We start from the raw sequence: 22,217 nt of genomic DNA, 5'->3' as shown, positions 1-22,217 counted from the left end.
ATATAATTTTTTTATCGTTGCGATATAATTAACTTATATTTTAACATGTATTTACGAATGATAGAAACTTTCTTTTCAAGTTTATCCCAACTCAAAGGTGATTATATGACATCCATTTTAGAAGTGAAGCAATTGTCTGTCTCTTTCTACACACGAGATAAGGAAGTTGAAGCGGTTCGTAACGTGAGCTTCTCTGTTCGCGAGGGAGAGACGCTGGGGATCGTGGGCGAATCCGGCAGCGGGAAGAGCGTTACAGCACGTACGATCATGAGGTTACTGCCATCACCTCCTTCGATGGTGAAGGGGGGAGAGGTTCTCTTCCAAGGACAGAACCTCGCTGATAAGTCAGATCTTGAGATGGAGCATATTCGCGGTCGCGATATCGGCATGATCTTCCAAGATCCGATGTCCTCCCTGAACCCAACGATGCGTATCGGTCGACAAATTGAGGAGAGTTTGATCAAGCATCGAAAGCTTGGCAAGGAAGAAGCACAGCGGGAAGCGATTGAGATGCTGAAGCTTGTTGGTATCCCCTTCGCAGAAGCACGCTACTTACAGTATCCCCATGAATTTTCCGGTGGTATGCGTCAACGCGTAATGATTGCGATCGCGCTTGCTTGTCGACCATCGCTGCTTATTGCGGACGAGCCGACGACTTCGCTTGATGTCACCATTCAGGCGCAGATTTTGCACCAGATGAAGGAGATTCAGCGCAAGCTGGGCACCTCTATTATCTTGATTACGCATGATCTAGGTGTCGTAGCCGGCATGTGTGATCGGGTCGTAGTCATGAAGGATGGCGAAGTCGTGGAGACGGGCACGACGGAGGAGATTTTCTCTGCTCCGAAGCATCCCTACACAGTGCGTCTGCTGAACGCACTGCCAAGGCTTGACGAGAAGAAGAAACCTAAACTCGTTTCCTCTGTCATTCATTCAGCAGATGATCGCCCCTTGCTGGAGGTTCGGTCGCTTAGACAGCATTTCAATCTAGGCAAAGGCCAGATCATCAAAGCGGTCAACGATGTCAGTTTTGATATCCGTGCCGGGGAGACGCTAGGCGTAGTAGGAGAATCTGGCTGCGGTAAATCCACCACGGGTCGGACCATCTTGCGGTTAAACGAAGCGACAGGCGGAGAGGTACTGTACAAGGGGATCTCGCTCAACCGCTTAAACCGCAGGGAAATGAAGACGATGCGACGCTACATGCAGATGATCTTCCAAGATCCGTATGCTTCTCTGAACCCGCGCATGCGTGTTGCCGACATTATCGGCGAGGCGTTGGACCTCCACCGCATGACGAAAAGCAGGGGGGAACGGCAGCATCGGATCGAAGAACTGCTTGAGATGGTCGGTCTTAGCCCATCTCACGCGATGCGCTATCCGCATGAGTTCTCTGGCGGGCAGCGGCAGCGGATTGGCATCGCCCGAACACTGGCGGTTGAGCCAGAGTTTATCGTTTGCGACGAGCCGTTGTCGGCTCTGGATGTTTCCATCCAGGCGCAAATCGTCAAGCTGCTGGAGGAACTGCAACAGAGGCTGGGGCTGACGTACCTGTTTATCGCTCACGACCTTTCGATGGTCAAGCATATCAGTGACCGCGTAGCCGTGATGTACAAGGGCAAGATCGTTGAACTCGCAGAGAGCGAAGAGTTGTATGCGAACCCGATGCACGCGTATACCAAGTCGCTGCTCGCGGCGATTCCGGTTCCTGATCCGGCGGTGGAGTCGCGTAAGGCGTTCGTGCCACTCATGGATTCGTCGATACAGGATCCGTATGGGCTGGAGCGGTCGCGGTTTGTTGAAGTGACGCCAGGCCATTGGCTGGCTGTGAATGAATGATAACGCGCGTCCCTTCATGGAGGGACGCGCTTTTGTGACATACAAGAATTTTGGGTAAGCGAATCTTTCCCCCTTATTTCATGTATAATCAAACTTCACTTTAACTGATTTCGGCTTTCCCACCCGGCTAAATGGAAAACATACAGTTAATTATTGCAAATTCCTCCAAATTCTACGATTAGATGGATTTTATGTGGTTAAATCATCAAATTCCATCCGTATTCTCTTGAAATATTGGAATTAAATGGATAATTTCCAGTTAAATCACTGAAACACGAATTAGACGTGAAATTAGCTGTACAAAATACAGTTAAGCTAGTGTTTGGCCCTCGGCTGCCCGCATTCCTTGCACGAGAGAGGAGCGCCAACGTGGCTGCCGTATACAAAAAGAGACGTACTTCTCAAGTACAGTCCCTTTTCTTGTATTTCTCCATAAACGCTCCGTCCTTGAAGGACGGAGCGTTTATTTTGGGAATGGTGCACGAGGATGTTATGATGGATGAAAGAATACGTTTAACAAAGTGATTGTGCACGGGGTGATAATAGTGATCAACATCGGTTTAGCGGGTTGGGGGGACCATGACTTGGGCGGGAGCAAAGGGAAGCTCGTGACGTACGGCGCTCATTTCCCGATCGTGGAGGTAGATACCTCCTTCTACGCGGTTCAGCCTGAACGTAATTATGCGAAATGGGTCCAGGAGACTCCTGAGAATTTTGGGTTTATAATCAAAGCCTATCAAGGGATGACTGGCCATCTACGGGGAGAGAATCCGTTTGCCGGTGGGGCAGACCAGATGTACGAGGCATTCTTACAGTCCATTCGACCGGTTCAGGAAGCGGGGAAGCTGAAGGCGGTGCTGTTTCAGTATCCACCTTGGTTTGCGTGCAACAAGGCGAGTGTGGATGTGATTCGCGAGGCGAAGGCGAGAATGGGCGATGTGCCGCTAGCGCTGGAGTTCCGCCATCAGAGCTGGTTCACGGAGGACATGCGCGACAAGACGCTGGCCTTCATGAAGCGCGAGGGCTGGATGCACAGCATCTGCGACGAGCCGCAGGCGGGAATTGGATCGGTTCCGATCGTCCTGGAGGCGACGCATCCAGACATGACGATGGTCCGCTTCCACGGACGGAATGTCGGGGGATGGGTTCAGACGAGCGAGGCCAATTGGCGCGATGTGCGGTATCTGTACGACTACAATCCGCAGGAATTGTTGGAGTGGAAGGTGAGGTTGCTCCGCTTGCAGGAGCAGACGCGCGAAGTTTGCATCATTTTCAACAACAACTCAGGTGGACATGCTGCTGGGAATGCGAAAACGTTGATGAGCATGCTGGGCTTAGACTACGAGGGGCTCGCGCCGAGGCAGTTGGATTTGTTCTAATAGATTGCGAGGTTGGGTTTCTGTTGCGGAATTGTCGAAGTGGGTGCTGTTTGGACGGGGCGACTTTTGTTACAATGGGATGTAAGAGTAGATATAAGGAGCGGTGCTAGGTGGTTGGTGCAATTATAGGAAGTATCATAGCCATTATTATTGTGATTGGGCTAACGATTTGGATTACGAAGAAGGCTTATTCGCGTAAATGGGAAGATGATGAATAGAACTGCTGAAGTTCTAGACGTTCAATTGAAGTTCAAATGCCCCTGTGGAAAGCACATGACTGTAGCGTGCTAACCAGCAGGGGTATTTGTAGGTTTTCTCGACGATACGGAACGAGGTTCCGCTATGGCGGTTATAATGGCGAATTGGTGGTAGATGCGGAACGTGGATCCGTATGAAGTTGTCATTGGACAGAAGACTCGCTCACCGACTAAATCTCGCTACACCTACCTCGATTACACCTCGCCGCGCTTCGCAGCCAAGTCTGTAGCCAACGTCAGTGTACGCTGTTTATTTAACGGATAGACGAATACGAGCATGATGAAAATCACGAAGAATACAATGCCCGGCACCAACGTGCCTAAGCGGTAAATTCCTTCCAACGCAGCCTGTGTTTGCTTAGGAAGTACGGAATCGTAGCCCACTGCAGCAATCGCGAATCCGCCAATGCCACCAGCGATGGCTTGGCCTAATTTACGAGCGAAAGAGTACACGGAGTAGACGGTTCCATCTTCGCGCATGCCTGTCAGGAATTCGTGGTAGTCAATGACATCGGTTACAAATGCCCATACAACGAGGTTGAAGAAGGCGAATCCGAATGTTCCTAATGTGGATATGCCAATGAACTGCATCGCTGTTAGGCCTGGAAGGAAGGCAAGGACAAGATTCACGATAGCGGCAAGGAGCATGCCGGCAGCGGCGATTTCTTTTTTACCAAATTTAGCGACTAAAGGTTTAGCCAACGGAATGGCAATTAGAATGACAACTACCTGAACAAGTCCGACGATACTCAGGGAGGATGCGCTTCCAAAATAGTCTTTAAATAGATATACGTTAACCGCGCCAGTTAGCATGTTCAACATCATGAACATCAGCGAGATGACTAGAATCGAGAGTAATGGTTTGTTTTTGCCTATTGCTTTCAAAGTTACCTTGATATTCGTATTCATCTCTTGTGCTGCTGATGTCGTAATGCGTTCCGTAGACATCGTGTAACAAGCTAAGTAACAAGAAATGGATAGGATGCCAAAGAGGATTGCACCCATCATGAAGTGGTTCGCATCAGCTTTGTTATTCACGAATAGAACCAGCGGTCCAACCACATTAATAATCAAGCTGGCGAACAGTCCGCCCATTGTTCTGAACGTAGACAAGCTAGTACGCTCAACAGGATCACTCGTGATGAATGAAGCCATGGAGCCATAAGGAATATTGACGGTGCTGTAGAGGGTTCCCCAGAGAATATAGGTGATGAAGGCATAAGTCAGATAGAAGCCGTTCGACATGCCAGGAATATGAACGAACATAAGCACACCAGATACGACAAGCGGGAAAGACATTCGCAGAATCCAAGGTTTAAATTTACCATGCTTACTCGCCTTGCGCGTATCTATAAATCGGCCCCAAGTCACATCAGCAACCGCGTCCCAAATACGAGCTACGAGGAAGAGGATACCAACAGTCGCCGCGCTGATATGGAAGATATCGGTGTAGTAGACCATGAGAAAAGAGCTTACAAGTATGAAAAAGAAATCGTTTCCAAATCCCCGAACAAGTACCCGATTTTATCACGCATACCAAACTTCCTAGTTTCTCTCGCGGCTACTTCGATGTGTTGTTTGTGTAAATTCGTCATGGTGTTCATAGTTTTTCCTCCAGGTGGACAAGGTTTATACAAGACAAGAAAAGGGGCGAAGCCGCCCCATCTGAACGGGAGTAATTAGGAACTAATGCGTATTGATTTCCGTCTGTTTCCGGATTTGAGTCAACTCTTTATTCAGTGCATATAGCAGTGTTTCGTTGAAAATATCGCTTGCCAGCGAAGCCAGCATATCGATTTTCATCGCTTGTGCCATGCCGAACATCGGATGCTCCGAGAAGTTGCCCAAATATTTCTCAAGTACCGCGCGCGCTGCGTCGTTCTTCATCATTTCGCCCATGGAACAGCGAGTGGAATAGACGTCATCGGTGATAACAAGCTCTTCGACTTGCACATCACCAAGATCAGGAACTTGGAACCAGTTCTTGACGATACCGCCTTTTTCTTCCGGCGCTTCATAGCTTGGGTTGGCAACGGCTACCTTGTTGAAGAAGGCCGTATCTTCGAATGTCTGACCATCTTGGTGGGCGATAACGGTGATCTCATTTTGGCCAGCAAGAAGTGCTACTTGGTCGAAAAGGAAGATCCGATTCTCACTGGATTGTGAAGCTAACTCAGTACCGTTCACATAAAGCGTAACGGTGTCACAGTTGCTGTAGACTTTCACGTTAATCGCGTCATCTGCGCGGTCAATATAGCGTTTGCTTGCGATATGGACGAATTTCTCATCAGACCAGTTCGCTTTGTACATATAGAAGGCATCTTTCTTGATCTTGCGATCGTAAGTGACTAAGCCTTTGTTGTTACGGCCTTTCACGCCGCCTTCGTCCCGAATGTTAGCGCCGAAATCGAACATATTCCATACATACGTTGCCCACAGGAAAGGACGTTTGGCGAAAATATCCCACACGATTTCATGGTACAGCGCATGGTATTCTTCGGTATAATCTTTCACCTTCGGATCGTTGCTGTGGTATTGTATAATCCCTTCAGCCCCGTATTCGGAGATCCCAAGCTTCGCTGTTGGGTTCGTTTGGCGGAAGCCATCAATCCACGCGGCAAAATCCTCCGCTTTCCCGTTGTACCAGCCATAGTATTTGTTATAGCCAATAATGTCAGTTGTCCGGTTATAGTCGTCAGTATCCTCAACGAACATCACGTTCGCCATCGTCGTCAAACGCGTAGGGTCTTCTTTCTTCGTTAACTCATTCAATTCATTGACGAGCTTGCGAAGCGCAGGTGTATCGCCGCCGATTTGAATCTCATTCTGGATGCCCCAGAACATGATGGACGGATGGTTGAAGTTTTGGCGGATCAATTCGATCATCTGTTGCTTCGCATTGATGCCTTCTAGCTCCGTTTTGGACATGATCGAAATGAACGGGATCTCGGCCCACACGACCATCCCCTCTTGATCGCATAGATTGTAGAAATGTTGATCATGCTGGTAATGTGCGAGACGAATGGACGTTGCACCCACTTCTTTGATTAGCGCCATATCTTCTTCATGTTGTTGTGGCGTAATCGCCCAGCCCATATCTTTGCGATCCTGGTGACGAGAAACCCCATTCAAAGCCAGATGCTCACCGTTCAGGAAGAAGCCTTTGTCCGCATCGACTTCAAAATAACGCACACCAAACGGAATGCTTAGCGCATCTATCGTATCGTTATAAGAGATCAAGGACACTTGGGCGTTATATAGATACGCATTCTTGCGACCGTTCCAGAGCGTTGGATTCTTGATCACGACTGGCACTTCAACGACTTGTGTTTCACCAGCGGCTAGCATGACTTCTTTAGCTGCATAAGCGACATGACGCCCCGCCGCATCGAGGATATCTACCCATAGTCTTACTTTTTTATCTACAGCTTCATCATTCGTTAGGTTAGATTTGATCGTAAGAACGGCTTTCTCATGGCTAACGTCCTCTTGAATGACATAGACACCCGTGGAACCGTAATCCAGCAGGTCAAAATGGACCGGGCTAGCAATGATCATGTTCACATTCCGGTAAATACCACCGAAGAACGTGAAATCAGCCATTTGCGGGTAGACATCGTCCACAACCGTGTTGTCGACTCTCACGCTAAGGGTATTTTCAGCACCGGCGCTGATCACGTCCGTCATATCAAAACGGAAGGTTGAATAGCCGCCGCGGTGTTGCCCCAAATGGTGCCCATTAACATAAACGTCGGTGATACTGTTGGAGCCTTCGAACTCAATGAATACGCGATTGCCATGTGCCGTCGTACTAACGAAGAAGCTTTTGCGATACCAACAAGTTCCTTTGTAAAAATCAAATCCGTTCGCGCCGTCAATCGCATTCCATGTGTGGGGGAGGTCGATCGGTTCCCAATTGCTCGCATCCCAAAAAATATCATTCGCAACGGCGATATCTTGTTTGCTGAAAGACCACGATTGGTTCATATTTATAAGTTGTCTCATGGATAGATCCCATCCTTTTGTGAGTTTATGGATTACACAAGGTTGAAAACGATTACAAATCTATTTTAAATGATTTATCCTGTTTGAGATCGCACGATTTTGATTGGATTAGCACGAAAATTGCTTCTTGTCTTGAGGTGGATTTATACTAGGGGTATTCATAAGAAGGGGATGAGCTAGTTGGGAGATGGTCATTTTGATCTACATGCCTTTAATAAAACCTTGCAGTTGCTGCACCATTTTATTAAGTTGGATGTCCGATTTATTGACTCAGAGGATCAGGTTGCTATTCAACTGGTGGACCATCAGCTTCCCGCTGTGATTCAGTCAGTAGGCCGTGCGTACCCGGAATTAAAGGGGATCTTACAAGGGCTAAGTCCTACGAGCTGCTTTTATTACATCAATGAGGTTGGACTTGAATATCTTGCGGTGGGTGTATGGCGGGAACAGTCCTATTGCGGATTCGTGCTAGCGGGACCTTTTCTATCAAGCTTTCCGAATGCGGATTTTATAAGTGATGTCATTGTGAAAAGTAATCTGCCGATCAGTGAGCGCAAGCAGCTTCAATCCTTCTACCAATCCTTATCGTTTATGAGCAGTAATGACTCCAACATGATGGGGGATTTCATTGTCAATCTATGTGCACATCCGCATGCAGACAGCCAATTGGTCAGTCCAGCTATCATTCAGCCCGTTCTTCGTAAAGAGGAGCAAGAGAGTCAAATCGCGGAGAGTATCTCTGTGATTGAGCTTCGCTATCGCTATGAGAAAGAGATGATGGATGCAGTCACAAGGGGAAATACGGAGGAAATTCGTCGGATAACCGCAGGAATAGGAAGCCATTTTAATCTCCCCGATCGCATTCCAGAGAGCCCAATTAGGTCAACGAAAAATTTATTGATTACACTCAATACCTTATGCCGGATTGCCGCCGAGAAGGGTGGCTTGCATCCGGTTTATGTACATAATATATCGGAGAAATTCTCGATCACGATTGAGAGGTCGACGAATCTGCCGCAGTTGAAGAAATTGACGGCGGTTATCATCGAAGAGTACTGCGAGGCTGTACATGTCTATTCCACGAAGAGCTATAGCAGTATTGTAAAAAATGCGGTCAATCATATCGATTTAAATCTGCAAAAGCCTCTGACCTTGCAGCAGATTGCCGCAAATATTCATGTCAATGCTTCGCATCTTTCAAGGAAGTTTAAGCAGGATGTCGGCATAAATCTGATCGATTATATCAATCTGAAGCGGGTGGAGGCATCTAAGATTTATTTGCTAAGAGGCAACATTCCAATTACGGAAATTGCTTTCATGGTGGGCTTTAACGATCTCAATTATTTTGCAAGAGTGTTCAAAAAATGCACGGCCATGACACCCTCCCAATACATACTCGCTAATATATAAGCGGCAGATTGTAGGCCCGGGGAATATCGTGAGCGCGTCGCTGCTGCCAAAGCCGAAGGCAATTGAAGGGTTGTCTTTTGCCGGGGATTTGCACAGCGAGGATGTCATTCTCAAATCAGAGTAAGACGATAGGGCTGTCAGCGAATGCTGGCGGCCTTTTGTGCACATGAGCCGCACACCCGCACTAGCCAACGTGTTGCGAAAATTACTGTTTTCGTAACACATGCGTGCTCAGCTAAAAAGAATCCTAAGTATAATAGGTATAAAGATCTAGAAGATTTAGTTATTTATACCTAGGTCAATAAACGTATGCTTGCGAGCTGCTCAGGAGGCGAAGAACACATGCAGAAAGTTGGCAGTACTCCCTTGAAATGGGGCTTTACAATTCGAAAGAAGCTTTTGGCCTTTTGCCTATTGTTGTTGTTGATCCCTACGCTGTTTTTATCTATTAACAGTTACTTTAACGCCAAAGACGAGACAGATAAGCTCATTGAGAAAAACTTGGAGAACAGCGTCAAACTAATGGTCCAAAATATTAATCAACTGAATGAGCTGGTAAAGAATGGTCAATTGACCATGCAGCAAGCGGAAGAAGACGCGAAGCTCATCATGCTGGGCAGCAAGCAAGCAGATGGGACAAGACCGATTAATCGTAATATTAACATGGGCGCCAACGGCTATTATTTTGTCCTAAACGATAAAGGGGATTTGCAAGCGCATCCGAGTCTGGAAGGCCAAAACATCTGGGATAAAAAGTCGTCGGACGGGGTTTATTACATCCAGGATATGATTGGCCAGGCTCAAAATGGCGGCGGGTTTACCTTTTATAACTGGCCGCTGCCAAACAGTGACCAAGAGGCGCTGAAGATAGCCTACGCCCTCAAAGTGCCGGATTGGAATTGGATTGTCGCAGCCGGTTCCTATTACCAGGACTACAATGATGGCCAGAAGCGCATGCTGCATGCCACGATCACGATGCTGCTCATTTGTTTGGTCTTGGGGACGCTGGGCGTTATCCTTTTCTCCAATCATATCTCCATACCGATTAAAAAAATTGCCGCTGAAGCCCGAAAGGTTGCGACTGGCGACCTGACTTCGGATGCGCTGTACATTAAGAACAGGGATGAAATCGGCAAGCTGGCCAGTGATTTTACGACGATGAGCACGAATTTAAAAACGCTGGTGAAGCAAGTGATGCACAGCTCGGATCAAGTTTCTGCAGCTTCGGAGACGCTACAATCCTCCATTGATGAAACGACACAAGCTTCAAGGAATATTGCAGAGTCTACGCAGCTTATTGCGGCAGGCATCGAAACACAAGCGATGAGCACGGAGCAAAGCTCCAGAGCGATGGAAGAAATGACGCAGGGAATTCTGCGAATTGCCGATACGTCTTCGCAGGCCTATGAAACATCAATTCAATCAAAGACGGAAGCGGAATACGGCTTCGGGCTTATTGAGCAGTCAATTTCCAAAATGCAGTCCGTGGAGGAAGCGGTCAACAATATCTCCAAGGTGATGKAGACGCTGAATGTGCGCTCCCAGGAAATTAGCGGCATTGTCACCATGATGTCGGATATCGCCTCACAAACGAGCTTGTTGTCACTAAATGCATCTATTGAGGCGGCACGGGCCGGGGAGCAAGGCCGAGGTTTTGCGGTTGTTGCGTCCGAGGTGAAAAAGCTGGCGGAAATGTCGAAGAACTCTTCCGAGCAGATCAACGAGCTTGTCAGTCAAGTGCAGGTGGACATTGCGTCCGCTTCCAGTTCGACCGTCCAAGGCATCGACGAATTCCAGCAAGGCATGTTGGCGATTGAGCAAACGGGAACAGCTTTTGCTAAAATTGTGGAAACAGCTCAAGGGGTCGTGAGCCAAATTCAAGAGGCTTCGGCGGCGGCGGAGCAAATGTCGGCAAGTTCCGAAGAAATTACTGCCTCTTTGCAGGAACTGGACCGCATTGCCGGGCAGTCGGCCAAAAATTCGGAGACGATTACCGCTGCAACGGAAGAACAAATGGCCACGATTGACGAGATTGCGCAATCCTCCAGTTCTCTTAACCACATGGCGACAGCACTTAAGGAGATGGCACATCAGTTTCAGATTAAGGAATGAGATGTTAGCGGTTCACGGGGGTGAACGGCTGAACAGAGCGGTGGAGCGACAAGACGAATGTCTTGATCGCTCTTTTTTGACACGCCAGAAATTATATGGCCTGGGAGTGGTAAACGGTAAGCCACACGGATAGGCCTTTATGATGTTGTCAGGTAAGGGCTTTCTTGCTATGATGAAGCTAGTAAACATAAAGGTGGCTGACCAATGAATCGCATGGAGGCCGAATTCAGTAACTTGGTAAAAGCGTATCGTAAGAGGCATATGGGCAAAGGGCCGGAACGCGTGACGACGACCTTCTGCAAAAGTTGGGCAATCTGCGAAATGGCAGGAAACCTTTCTCCCGTAGAAAAGTTTATGGCGAAGACGGGCGATGGCAGGCAAATGCTCCGCACGGCACGCACAGAAATGGTCAAAGAAATATACAAGGATCATCCCCCTGTAGAGATGGAAGCGCTGCTGGGCGCGAAGTTCGTTCAGCTGTTCGTTGATATTGATATTGCGCAGGATATAGGGATGTCGATATTCGTCTTTGATGAGGATTTGGAAAAGAAGTTCAGTACAAGACACGGATAACTATCCGCTCGTACATCTACATATACATAAGTAAGGTGCTTGGCACTTGGTAGCGAACCTGCCGGAGACTAACCACTGTGAGACAACCCGAGACTCTTCTCGTAAAGAGGGGCTTGGGGTTGTTTTGCGGTGGTTTTTTGCTTCTAGAGAGCCGAGGAGCGGTTGTTAACAAGCTGTTCAAACTTTAAGTGCTCAGCCGGCCTTTCTAGGCGTTCAAAGATGCAAATAGGCAACCTTTTCACGCTAGACTCCTCGCTGAGTAGGAATTGTTGTGAATAGGCAACCTTTTTGTGATAAATACGCTACAAACGTCAGAAACGCCAGAAATAGTTGCAGATTTGCACTTATTTCTCTAAAACAGGCGAATTTGTTGGAGAAAGGTTGCACTTTTGCAGTTATTTKGGGCAACGGTTGGTTGTGGAGGCAGTGGGGAATGGTCTGGGTAAGAGGGCATGCAAACTAGATGCCATACATAGTGATGGCATAATACGCAATAGGCTGGGGAAGAGGACATGCAAACTACATGGGAATACATAGTGATGCCATACATACACGCAATGGGAGGCGCTTCAATTGGGGAAAACGAAGCACACAGGGCCGATCAAGTTGCCCGCGAAACCAGACCCGAAGCTTTGGGTCAGTAAGATACCGTTCGGTCTCGGTAAAGTGAAGCCGAAACATATTCGAGAAACAGCCAAAATCGCATGGCAAAATCGGGATAATCTGCCCTATGCGGTGAGGATTTTGACACAAGGGGTGTGCGACGGCTGTGCGCTTGGTGTGTCGGGGCTATACGATCAAACGCTGGCGGGGCCGCATATCTGCACGACAAGGCTGAACGTCCTGCGGCTGAATACGATGCCAGCCATTCGCGAGGAGCTGCTTCATGCGGACATCGACGAGCTCAGCCGCATGAGCTCCACCGAGCTTCGCCAGCTCGGACGCATACCTTATCCGCTCATTCGGAAGAAAGGTGAGCGACGTTTCCGCCGCGCCACCTGGGACGAAGCGCTGGAAACGGTTGCGTCGAAGATGCGCGGGTTGAACCCGAAGCAGATGGCGTTCTATTTAACGGCGAGAGGGATTACGAACGAGTCGTACTATGTGGCAGCGAAGGTAGCGAGATTGCTCGAGACGAACAATATCGACAATGCCTCACGCATCTGCCACTCGCCGTCGAAGACGGCACTGAAGCGCTCCGTAGGCGTGGGCGCATCGACTTGCAATTACAAGGACTGGATCGGCACGGACGTCCTTGTGTTCTGGGGCAGCGTGGCCGCGAACAATCAGCCGGTCTCGACGAAGTATATGTATGCGGCCAAACGCAAAGGGACGAAAATCATCGTCATTAACCCGTACTACGAGCCGTCGATGGAGCAGTACTGGATCCCTTCGATTGCCGAATCAGCGTTATTCGGCACCAAGCTGGCTGACGATGTATACCAAGTCAACATCGGGGGAGATATTGCCTTCATGAATGGCATCATGAAGGTGTGGTTCGAGATGGAGGCGCGCGAGCCCGGCTCCGCGATTGACCATGCGTTCGTGGCTGCGCACACGAACGGCATTGAAGAGCTGCGCGCCCACGTGGCGCAGCAGGACTGGACGACGCTCACGCAGTCGTCCGGTCTCACCCGCGAGCGCATCAGCGAGCTCGCTGCAATCCTAGCCCGTGCCGCTAGCGCGGTATTCGTGTGGAGCATGGGGCTCACACAGCATCGCTTCGGCACGGACAACATCTCGCAGGTGGCGAATCTCGCCCTCCTGCGAGGCTTTCTCGGCCGCGAGCACTGCGGGCTGATGCCCATCCGCGGCCATAGCGGCGTGCAGGGATCCGGCGAAATGGGCGCCGATCCCTTCTCCTTGCCGGGCGGCGAGATCAGCAGCGCCGCCGATCGCGAGCGCATCGAGCAGCTCTGGGGCTTCGAGCTGCCGAGCTGGCAGGGTGACATCGTCGGCGTCACCCTCGAGAATGCGCTCCTGCCGGAGGAGCAGGAGCGGAAGCTCCGGTTGTTTTACACATCCGGAGGCAACTTCCTCGAGACGATGCCGGACCCAGTGTTCGTCCGGCAAGCCCTAGAATCAATCGATGTCCGTGTCCACCAGGACATTATTCTCAACACCTCCACGCTGCTCGACGCGCGGGAGGCCGTAGTGGTGCTGCCCGCGATGACGCGCTACGAGCAGCCTGGGGGAGGCACATCCACCTCGACGGAGCGGATGGTGTATTTCTCGCCCGAGATCGCTGGCCCCCGCATCGGAGAAGCCCGTGCGGAGTGGGACATCTACGGCGATCTCGCCCGCCGGGTGAAGCCCGAAGCCGTAGCGCTGCTAGGCTGCAGCACAGCGGAAGCGATCCGCGCGGAGATCGCGCAGGCCGCGCCGAGCTACGACGGCATCCAGCACCTGCGGGAGCGCGGGGATGTGTTTCAGTCCGGCGGCGCGTGGCTGTGCGAAGACGGCGTCTGTCCGACGCCGGATGGCAGCGGTCGGCTGCTGCCGATCGAGCTTCCGGAGCTGCGGAAGCCGGAGGGGCATTTCGCGGTGACGACGCGCCGCGGCAAGCAATTCAATTCGATGATCTACAGTGACGTCGATCCGTTCAATGAAGCGGATCGCTACGACGTGCTGATTCATAAAGATGACGCGAAGGGACTCGCCTTAAAAGAAGGGGAAGCGATCGTGGTCTACAATGGGTTTGGCAGCATGCACGGCAGAGTGAAGCAAGCGGATGTCAAGCAGGGCAACATTGAGGTGCATTGGCCTGAGGGTAACAGTTTAATACCCAAGGGGGTATATGAGCCATTCGCTGGCATTCCGGAGTATAACACGGCTGTTATCGTTGAAAAGGCAGAAACGTATCACGCACACAAAGACACACGTTATGTAGAGAAGCGCATTTTAGAGTTGGAAACGGAGATGGAGGGATGAGCTTGGATGATGAAAAGCTTCCATCGCCTGCGACCACAACATGGTCGATTCACCGTTATAACGGCTCTGAGGTGCTTCCAGCGGAGGATACGATTGCCGTCGAAGCACCTCTGACGATTCTGCTCGATGGTGAAGAGTTTGCTACACTCGTCTACACACCAAGCGACACGATAGATTTGGTTACGGGTTTTCTTGCTTCCGAAGGGATGATCCGTTTTGTCAATCAGATCGAATCCCTATCCCTCGAGGAGGATCGCGGCTTCGCTCATGTGAAGCTGCGGCATCTTCATCAGCTGAGCCGTCAGATGGTGTCCAAGCGATTCATCGGATCTTGTTGCGGGAAAAGCCGCCAGTTTTATTTTCACAATGATATGCGCACGGCCAAAACGGTGACCACGAAGCTCAGTCTGACGATTTCCCAATGCTTTCATTTAATGAGCGAACTTCAGGAGCAATCCGCGGAATTTCGGGCGACAGGAGGGTTACATAACGCAGCGCTGTGCACGGTCAGTGAGCTTCGAGTTACCCGAGCAGATATCGGCAGGCATAACGCGCTTGATAAAATATACGGACACATCCTTAGGGAGCGGATTCCGGTTCGGGATAAGGTTCTCGCTTTCAGCGGAAGAGTCTCTTCCGAGGTTGTGTTGAAGACGTCGAAAATCGGCGTCGGCCTCCTTTTGTCCAAATCAGCACCGACCGATCTAGCTCTTCGACTCGCTCACGATCTTGGGATTACAGTGGTTGGCTTTATTCGGAAGGACCATTTAACCGTGTACACGCATCCCGAGCGCATTGCAGAATGTCGATAAAGTTACCTTTTTGTGGAAATATTTATATTGTCTCTCTACCAGAATTGTGCTAGATTCTAGCTATTGCCAACTTTTGTTAAGAGAGGAACGACATAATGGGGAATTGGAAAGTTTGGATGAAAAAAGGGAGCATTTCGCTGGTCGCAGCTTTCATACTTGTGACGTGTGCACAGCCGATGTCTTCGCATGTTTACGCTGCTGAAATTAACGCAGAGATTCCGCAGGTTATCGAGAAAGCCTCACCTTCCGTGGTCGCCATTATAGGAAAACCATCCTCKGAGATGGATAAGTCATTAGAGAAGAATCGCTTTAACCTTGCACACGGGACGGGTGTCATTGTGGCCTCCAACGGTGTGATTGTTACGAATGCTCATGTGGTGAAAAATATGAAAAATATCGTCGTCGTGACCTCCGAAGGGACAACCTATCGCGGGCATGCCTCGAATATTGATGAGGAGAGCGATCTGGCGCTTGTCAAAATCGACGCCTCTGGCCTCCAACCGGCCACCTTTGCCTCCTCCTCGGACATCAAAGTTGGTGAAACGGTAGCTGCGATTGGTACCCCGATTTCGTTCGCTTTACGTAACTCTGTAACCGTGGGTATTGTCAGCGGTCTCGATCGTTCGGTGAGCTCGCAGTATCAGCTGATTCAAACAGACGCAGCCATTAACCCGGGCAATAGCGGGGGCGCTTTGATCAATATGAAGGGCGAAGTCATTGGGATTAATACGATGAAATACGCCGATATTGGTGTAGAAAATCTAGGATTCGCTATACCTGTAGATACAGTGAAATATGTTTTGAAGCATTTTGAATTGTATGGCAAAGTGAAGCGCGCTTATACAGGGCTGGAATTAGAAGAGAGCTGGGAAGCCGTTGTTGGCTTGCCGAGTTCGACCGGGCTCCGAGTAACTTACGTGGGCGCAGATTCACCTGCGGCTGAAGCGGGAATTGAACAAGATGAAATTTTAGTTTCTGTAGGCCCTAACTCGGTCAAAACACTCGTCGATTACAACGAGGCGATTAAAAAGTATTTGCCAGGCCAATCCGTGGATATTAAGCTTCAGGCTGGAAGCTCGACGTTGACCAAAACTGTGAAGCTTGGTGAATTGCACAGTGCAGAAGCGACTTTAACAGAAGATACCGAGGGAAGTTCTTTGGATGCGGACAGCGGTAAAACGAAGATTGGCGACAGCCATTTCGGCTGGTCCATGAAGTACCCGGCGGGTCTTGTCAAAAGACAACAATCCGACGACGGTGATACCGTAAGCTTCGTTGATGCGAAGGGCGAATTCGCGCTTTCTATTCACGTAGACAGTGACCAAAGTGATGAGCTGTCGGCAGCGGCTCTTTTGAACAAACTCGCAGGTGATAATAGTAGTGAATATTCGGGCTATGGGGATAGTGCGACGATTCTGGAACGTCAATATGTGAAGCGGGCAGAAAGTCCTTATGCCAAAATCGTGAGCCGATCCGGTGAAGATGGCTATATCCAGACGCGAGGCTACCTGCATGGTGGTCGTTTGTATATGGTTAAGCTTTTCGTAACCAAAGAACAATACACGAATCGTTCCAAGCAAAACAGCTTTAATGATTTGTTAGATAGCTTTAAGCTTGCTTTTAATACGGCAGATAACTCTCTGAAGGACATTTCAGTCTTTAATTCTGATGATGTAACCTATACGAGTGAGTATGGGTTATCGATCGATTTGCCTGCGGATTGGGAGCAGGATCATCGTGGAAGCAACTCCTTTTACAATGAGGATTATTCGCAAACGATTCATGTGTATGTAACTTCAGCGTCTTCAGGTGATACCCTGTCGGATTGGGTTGGCCGAGGGATTAAAGAGTTTGAGGCCAAATATAAGGCGGATTATCGCCGTGTAGACAAGCCAGTAGAGTTAACCGTAGACGGTGTGCCAGCGTGGAAAGTAGATTTTGCGAGTTCCTTGGGAGACGAGTGGGATGCGGGAAGTTCGCTCTTTTTCATCAAAGACAAGTATAAATATAAAGTGCAATTGGCCTATCCGCAAGATGATCAAGGTGATGAGCTGAAGAAGATCTGGGAAAACGTGGTGGCGTCGATCTCCGTGGATAAAGAAACGATGGATGGGGAGCTTGGCTTCATTCAGGATTTAGATGAGCTTGCCGATCCGGATCGTTCAACGCTATATAAGAACGAGAAGTTCAACTATACCGTGCGTATTCCTGAAAATTGGACAACGAACCGCTCTTACGATGGTAACGATCAGGCGACGAAGTCCTTTACCTTCACAGGTGGTTACTTACGTGTAGAGGCAGACAGCAAGAAGGCTTACGCCGAAGTCTTGAAGGATGCCGAAGAGGAGCACAAAGTCAGTCACACCAATGATAGTGACTACACGTACTCGTCAGAGGATGTTACGCTTTTCGGTGATGTGAAAGCGAAGAAGTACACGGTGAGCTATTCAAAAGCGCACATTCCGTACGCCGAGACGGTCTATGTGTTTAATCGCAAGCAAGTCACGTATACGGTGACGCTTCGTATGGATGCTGCAGTGAGCACGGATGCGAATGTGGCGCGGCTGAACAAGGCGTTCGATTCATTCACCTTAGTGAACGGTACGGGCGGGAAGTAGAGCCTCGCTCGAGCGAGTGGAGTAGGGAAAAGCAGCGGGAATCCCGCTGCTTTTTCTGTTTGGGGGATGTGCGGCAGTTGTGATGCGGGTGTACTGAGGCGTACTTCTAAGTATGAATGCTTATAAGAATAAGCGCAGCCACGGGATTCTAGGCTCGCCGCTTCGTGGAGTTTGCTCCCCCAGCCAGTAATGATCCCCGCCATTTACGGAACGTCAGTGCGCTATTTGTTGAAGAAATGGCCTCTTTTCGGGGTTAAGGGAACGTAGATCCGCTATTTTCCTCTTTTGCTGGGTTTAGCACCGCTTTTTGAACAAATAAGTTACTGACGTAACGTTTCGAGGCGAGATTCGTTGTTTTCACCCAAATAGGGGATCTACGTTCCGTTTCGTKGGAATAACAGCTTATGTTTAAGAAACTTGTACGTATCTCAGGGACGACACTCTCCTTGCGCCTGCCACCTACCAGCACAGAGTCAGTACTCGCACTTGACCCAACCAACCGCAACGCCAACGCCCTTCCAACTAGCTAAACAGACCAAAGCCCCCGAGGAAAATTCCTCAGGGGCTTGCATATTCCAATCTTCTTTATCCAGCTGTAGCCGCGCTCGCCTGCTTGCTTTTGATCTCAATGAACATTTCCTCGCGAAGCGATTCCTTGAGGATCGGGCAACTGAAGCACTTTGTTCCTTCTTCGCGGCGGTAGTACATACAACAGGAGGAGCGCATCAGAATTTTTTTACCTTMTTGATAGGGGCTATCTATGTACTTCGGCTCATGGACGAACGGATTTACTTTGCGACCAAAAACATCGGCCGTCAACTGTTTCGTCAACACCTCATAATCGGCAGAGAACTGTTCGCGGACGTGGGGACGTGGGTCATTTTCCAACACATAGTCACGTACGAATGTCATGCGCGCAGCGAATTGATTCCAGATCATAGCTTGATTCACTTTCGCTTGCTCCGCGATGATCGTAATCATTGGCGTGATGAGGGTTGCGAACAGCTTGCGCATCTCCAACTCAATGAACAGGTCACGATCTTCTGTCGGAACTTCCTTCCATTGTACATTTACAATTTGATATCCGACATGTGCATGGTCGCCATGATTCTCGATTTCAAGTGCGAGATGATCTAACTCCAAATCCAACCATTGATTGTACTGAGCGAGAAACAGGTGGATCGTTGCCACCAGATTGAAAAGCGTAAGTCCCAAGTACGATGCAGAAATGTCCAATCCTTTGCCGCGGAGCAGCGCTTGCCCTTGCTGCAGGACGTCCAGCATCACGGGTCCATCTAGGAGCTGCCGCGCAGGAATGTGCAGGAGGGGTTCTTCCATTCCTTTTGGTGAAATATGAAAGTACATCTCAACTAGCGAAAAATCGACGTTTGTTTCGATGGGCATCGTCAGCACACTCCAAATATAAGAATGATTATCATTATCATAATAATTCCTTTGATCATACAAGAGACGTGACGAAAGTGTCAATTTGGTTTTTTCCAAAAAAGGAAGGCGAATCCTACAAATACATGGAAAAAGTCCATGTAATTTAGCCCGATTTCTCTGATTCGCCAGGTTAGATGGAAAAAGTACAGCTAATTTCGCTGATTTGGGCCTTTCGGACGGATAGGCGTGAGATTAGCTGCATGTTTTCCATCTATTGCTGAAAAAGAGGCGGAAAGGCTCAAAATAGCTGGAGGAAATCCAGTTATTCTGAGAAGAGTGCTGGCTAATGGCGGTATGAGATAGTTGTTGGTGCTTGTGATGGAAGTTGGAGGTATGAGGCAATTGTTGGAGCTCGTGTTGGAGTTGGTGAAATGAAGTAGTTGTTAGTTGTTGTGATGGAGTTGGAGGTACGAAGTAGTTGCTAGCTACCTGATGGAGTTACAGGAATGAAGTAAATAGGAGGAGGAGTTAAAACACAACACCTCCCCATCCTTACGGATGAGGAGGTGCGCAGAGAACTACTTACTTCCGATACAAGGCGTAGCCTGGATCTTCTGGTACGTCAATGGCAATGATCCGCAGGGCTTGCTCGCTGCCCGCCACCAGGTGAAGAGCTTCGCCCTCACCTGCCGCTTGCGCTACCACAAAATCCTTGTGGGACAGGGTTTTCTGCTCCTGCTCCTGCTCTAGCCCAACAACCCTCCCCACACCATCCCCGCGAATCACGAGGAAAGCTAGCCTGCGTCCCAGCTCCAACTCATAGCTGAACGACGCACCAGGCTCAATCTCCCAATCATACATCAGCGCATCTGTATCCAACTGGATGGGAGCCTCTCCGCCGATCACTTTTTTCACGGTTGCACCAGCAGCTTGGCTAACGGGGAATAACTCATGCTGGTATTGATGGTAGGCAGCCGGCTTTTTCCCAGTCTCACTCAAATGCGGTTCAAACCAAATCTGCATCGCCTCGCTGCCCGCTCTGCGGAAGGCCTCGGCGTGATAAATACCTGAACCCGCTTGAATCACTTGCGCACCGCCGTTCGTCACGGTTTCCAAAGAGCCGAGGGAATCGCGGTGCTCGACAAGTCCGTCGATCACGTACGTGACGATTTCGAACGCTTTGTGCGGGTGCATGCCGATTTCCGATACATCGGTTGCTTTGCCCCATGCCCAGTAGAATAGAGGGCCGACACGATCTACCGCTGTCTTTTCGCCGGGAAAGCTGATAGCCCGTTGTTCGACGAATTTACCTCCATCGAATGCGCCTACGCCTTGCTCACTTACCGAATATATGTGAATGCTCATCAGAACCACTCCTTAACTAACTTATTTTTAATAACTAACTTTATGTAAGTATTATATCGCGAAATTAAGGAGATGTCAAAGTAATTTCAAAGCATGTCGCTCACACATCGTGGTGCTTCTTGACTTCCGTACTATGATCACACTACAATTTATAGTGTAAGGAGTGTGGCTAACGTGAAAATGCAAAACTTTAAATTAAAGGAAAGCGGACTTAACCGCTTTTTCRGTCCACTAGAGTCTAAAATTATGGAAATTCTCTGGACCAGCCCCTCGGAAATGACGATCAAAGACGTMCAACAAAAGCTGGACGAAGACAAAGCGATTAATTTCAATACCGTGATGACGGTGATGAACCGCCTCGTGGACAAAAAGATTTTACAAAAGCGTTCCGTTGCCAGGTCGTTTCACTATAAGCCTGTTATAACGATTGAAGAATTCATGGACACGCAATCCAAAGAGCTGACGTATGACCTCATTGAACAATTTGGCTCGTTGGCAGTAACCCATATGGTTGATGCGCTCGATAAAGTGGACCCTGAGCTACTCGACCAGTTGGAGCAGCATATTCTACTTCTGAAAAGGGATCGATAACGATGAAGGAATCGCGATTCAAATGGCTGTACGCGGCTGCACTAGTGGTTGGAGGCACGATCTTGTGGCAAATGGTGGCCTTCCTCCTAGGGCACATGTTCCACTGGAGGCCCTCTCGGAATCTATTTGATTTGTGTATGATTCTCCTTCACTACCTGCATGTACCTGGGCACGTACCTATGACTTTAGTCAATCTATTGATTCTCTACACGATGGGGACAATGGTCTGGTTTACGGTCAAGCACAGCTATGATGTGGTCAAGGCGAATAAGCTCGTGAAGAAATACCATGATGTCGCTCTTTCCGAAGCGTATGCTGCGAACTTCGCTCTCGCGCAGCAGCAACTCCAAATCGTCCGCTACCCAGCACCACTTGCCATGACCATCGGGTTATGGAAGCCGCGTATACTGGTCTCAACGGGACTGATGGACATGCTGGAGCCGGGTGAGCTTCGTGCGGTGATTGAGCATGAGAAATGCCATGTACAGCACCGGGATCCTGCGGCGATATTCCTGCTGGCGCTAATCTCGAAGTCGATGCGGTATATCCCTATTTTTGCTTGGATTGCCCACAAATATCCGATGATGATCGAGATCCGCGCGGACAAGTACGCCATCGAACGGATGGAGCAAGCGACAGACCTAGGCAGTGCGCTATTGAAGCTGCTCAAACAAACCGGGAAACCGCGGTTTCCACTCTCACATGCTTCCTTTGCGGAGACGTCGATGAATGTGCGTATTCAGCATATTTTGGACCCCGAGAGGGAAGTTTCCTTGCGCTGGCCACTTATTCGGTTGGCGATTTCTGCACTTATCTTCATAGTCGTTATGGGGCTTATCTAACCAGTAAGTCCTTTTTTTACTTGATAATGGGCTTGTCAGAAAAAGAATTGACAATTTCAACCTTTTACACTACGCTTTGTAGTGTAAACTATTTTCG

General features: G+C 49.2%; 15 protein-coding genes. 10 read left to right on the top strand and 5 right to left on the bottom strand.

The genetic code is table 11. The features are described 5' to 3' along the window. Positions 1 to 105: 105 nt before the first annotated feature. Together AC1DLM_RS12785 and AC1DLM_RS12780 are read left to right on the top strand one after the other, a co-directional pair. A complete protein-coding gene (locus tag AC1DLM_RS12785; protein WP_477570140.1) occupies positions 106 to 1,839 on the top strand; it encodes an ABC transporter ATP-binding protein in 1,734 nt (577 codons plus the stop codon). Between the two features lie 545 nt (positions 1,840 to 2,384). Beyond that, positions 2,385 to 3,218 (top strand): DUF72 domain-containing protein, encoded by an 834-nt coding sequence (locus tag AC1DLM_RS12780; protein ID WP_477570183.1) that lies wholly within the window; start codon positions 2,385 to 2,387, stop codon positions 3,216 to 3,218. Positions 3,219 to 3,670: 452 nt separating this feature from the next. On the opposite strand, the gene AC1DLM_RS12775 is transcribed toward AC1DLM_RS12780, so the two are convergent. The 3 genes from AC1DLM_RS12775 to AC1DLM_RS12765 all read right to left on the bottom strand — a co-directional run bounded on the left by AC1DLM_RS12775 (position 3,671) and on the right by AC1DLM_RS12765 (position 7,480). Further along, positions 3,671 to 4,936 carry an MFS transporter gene (locus AC1DLM_RS12775; protein ID WP_477570139.1) on the bottom strand — a complete coding sequence of 422 codons (1,266 nt, stop codon included), beginning with the start codon at positions 4,934 to 4,936 and terminating at the stop codon, positions 3,671 to 3,673. An 11-nt stretch (positions 4,937 to 4,947) separates the two neighbouring features. Further along, entirely contained in the window at positions 4,948 to 5,079 is a 132-nt protein-coding gene (locus tag AC1DLM_RS12770) for a hypothetical protein (protein WP_477570138.1), read from the bottom strand. A gap of 82 nt (positions 5,080 to 5,161) precedes the next feature. After that, positions 5,162 to 7,480, bottom strand: a complete 2,319-nt coding sequence (locus AC1DLM_RS12765; protein ID WP_477570137.1) for a glycoside hydrolase family 2 protein — start codon at positions 7,478 to 7,480, stop codon at positions 5,162 to 5,164. A 180-nt stretch (positions 7,481 to 7,660) separates the two neighbouring features. Here AC1DLM_RS12765 and AC1DLM_RS12760 point away from each other — a divergent pair, with 180 nt between their 5' ends. The 6 genes from AC1DLM_RS12760 to AC1DLM_RS12735 all read left to right on the top strand — a co-directional run bounded on the left by AC1DLM_RS12760 (position 7,661) and on the right by AC1DLM_RS12735 (position 17,936). Next, positions 7,661 to 8,890 (top strand): helix-turn-helix transcriptional regulator, encoded by a 1,230-nt coding sequence (locus AC1DLM_RS12760; RefSeq protein WP_477570136.1) that lies wholly within the window; start codon positions 7,661 to 7,663, stop codon positions 8,888 to 8,890. Between the two features lie 342 nt (positions 8,891 to 9,232). Continuing rightward, on the top strand, positions 9,233 to 11,002 hold the full coding sequence (locus AC1DLM_RS12755) for a methyl-accepting chemotaxis protein (protein ID WP_477570135.1): 1,770 nt from the start codon (positions 9,233 to 9,235) through the stop codon (positions 11,000 to 11,002). A gap of 204 nt (positions 11,003 to 11,206) precedes the next feature. Further along, positions 11,207 to 11,575 (top strand): Na-translocating system protein MpsC family protein, encoded by a 369-nt coding sequence (locus AC1DLM_RS12750; protein WP_441989706.1) that lies wholly within the window; start codon positions 11,207 to 11,209, stop codon positions 11,573 to 11,575. Between the two features lie 573 nt (positions 11,576 to 12,148). Further along, positions 12,149 to 14,506 carry an FdhF/YdeP family oxidoreductase gene (locus tag AC1DLM_RS12745; protein ID WP_477570134.1) on the top strand — a complete coding sequence of 786 codons (2,358 nt, stop codon included), beginning with the start codon at positions 12,149 to 12,151 and terminating at the stop codon, positions 14,504 to 14,506. 2 nt (positions 14,507 to 14,508) lie between these two features. After that, positions 14,509 to 15,318 (top strand): formate dehydrogenase accessory sulfurtransferase FdhD, encoded by an 810-nt coding sequence (fdhD, locus tag AC1DLM_RS12740; protein ID WP_477570133.1) that lies wholly within the window; start codon positions 14,509 to 14,511, stop codon positions 15,316 to 15,318. A 95-nt stretch (positions 15,319 to 15,413) separates the two neighbouring features. Next, entirely contained in the window at positions 15,414 to 17,936 is a 2,523-nt protein-coding gene (locus AC1DLM_RS12735; protein ID WP_477570132.1) for a trypsin-like peptidase domain-containing protein, read from the top strand. 585 nt (positions 17,937 to 18,521) lie between these two features. Here AC1DLM_RS12735 and AC1DLM_RS12730 read toward each other — a convergent pair. Together AC1DLM_RS12730 and AC1DLM_RS12725 are read right to left on the bottom strand one after the other, a co-directional pair. Further along, complete coding sequence (locus tag AC1DLM_RS12730; protein ID WP_477570131.1) at positions 18,522 to 19,340, bottom strand: (2Fe-2S)-binding protein; 819 nt, start codon at positions 19,338 to 19,340, stop codon at positions 18,522 to 18,524. A gap of 564 nt (positions 19,341 to 19,904) precedes the next feature. Continuing rightward, positions 19,905 to 20,687, bottom strand: coding sequence for a pirin family protein (locus AC1DLM_RS12725; RefSeq protein WP_477570130.1), 783 nt, complete (start codon positions 20,685 to 20,687; stop codon positions 19,905 to 19,907). A 174-nt stretch (positions 20,688 to 20,861) separates the two neighbouring features. On the opposite strand from AC1DLM_RS12725, the gene AC1DLM_RS12720 reads away from it, so the two are divergent. Both AC1DLM_RS12720 and AC1DLM_RS12715 read left to right on the top strand, forming a co-directional pair. Next, positions 20,862 to 21,278, top strand: a complete 417-nt coding sequence (locus AC1DLM_RS12720) for a BlaI/MecI/CopY family transcriptional regulator (RefSeq protein WP_477570129.1) — start codon at positions 20,862 to 20,864, stop codon at positions 21,276 to 21,278. Positions 21,279 to 21,280: 2 nt separating this feature from the next. Next, entirely contained in the window at positions 21,281 to 22,120 is an 840-nt protein-coding gene (locus AC1DLM_RS12715) for a M56 family metallopeptidase (RefSeq protein ID WP_477570128.1), read from the top strand. Positions 22,121 to 22,217 lie beyond the last annotated feature (97 nt).

The sequence above is a fragment of the Paenibacillus sp. 01T442 genome (assembly GCF_056398345.1).
Note: the sequence above shows the minus strand (reverse complement) of the source record. Positions and strands in the feature narration are given on the sequence as shown.

Excerpts from the sequence above, each read along its gene's own strand:
- AC1DLM_RS12785 (WP_477570140.1), top strand. The coding sequence starts at position 106 with ATGACATCCATTTTAGAAGTGAAGCAATTGTCTGTCTCTTTCTACACA.
- AC1DLM_RS12775 (WP_477570139.1), bottom strand. The coding sequence starts at position 4,936 with ATGGTCTACTACACCGATATCTTCCATATCAGCGCGGCGACTGTTGGT.
- AC1DLM_RS12770 (WP_477570138.1), bottom strand. The coding sequence starts at position 5,079 with ATGAACACCATGACGAATTTACACAAACAACACATCGAAGTAGCCGCG.
- AC1DLM_RS12765 (WP_477570137.1), bottom strand. The coding sequence starts at position 7,480 with ATGAGACAACTTATAAATATGAACCAATCGTGGTCTTTCAGCAAACAA.
- AC1DLM_RS12750 (WP_441989706.1), top strand. The coding sequence starts at position 11,207 with ATGAATCGCATGGAGGCCGAATTCAGTAACTTGGTAAAAGCGTATCGT.
- AC1DLM_RS12725 (WP_477570130.1), bottom strand. The coding sequence starts at position 20,687 with ATGAGCATTCACATATATTCGGTAAGTGAGCAAGGCGTAGGCGCATTC.
- AC1DLM_RS12715 (WP_477570128.1), top strand. The coding sequence starts at position 21,281 with ATGAAGGAATCGCGATTCAAATGGCTGTACGCGGCTGCACTAGTGGTT.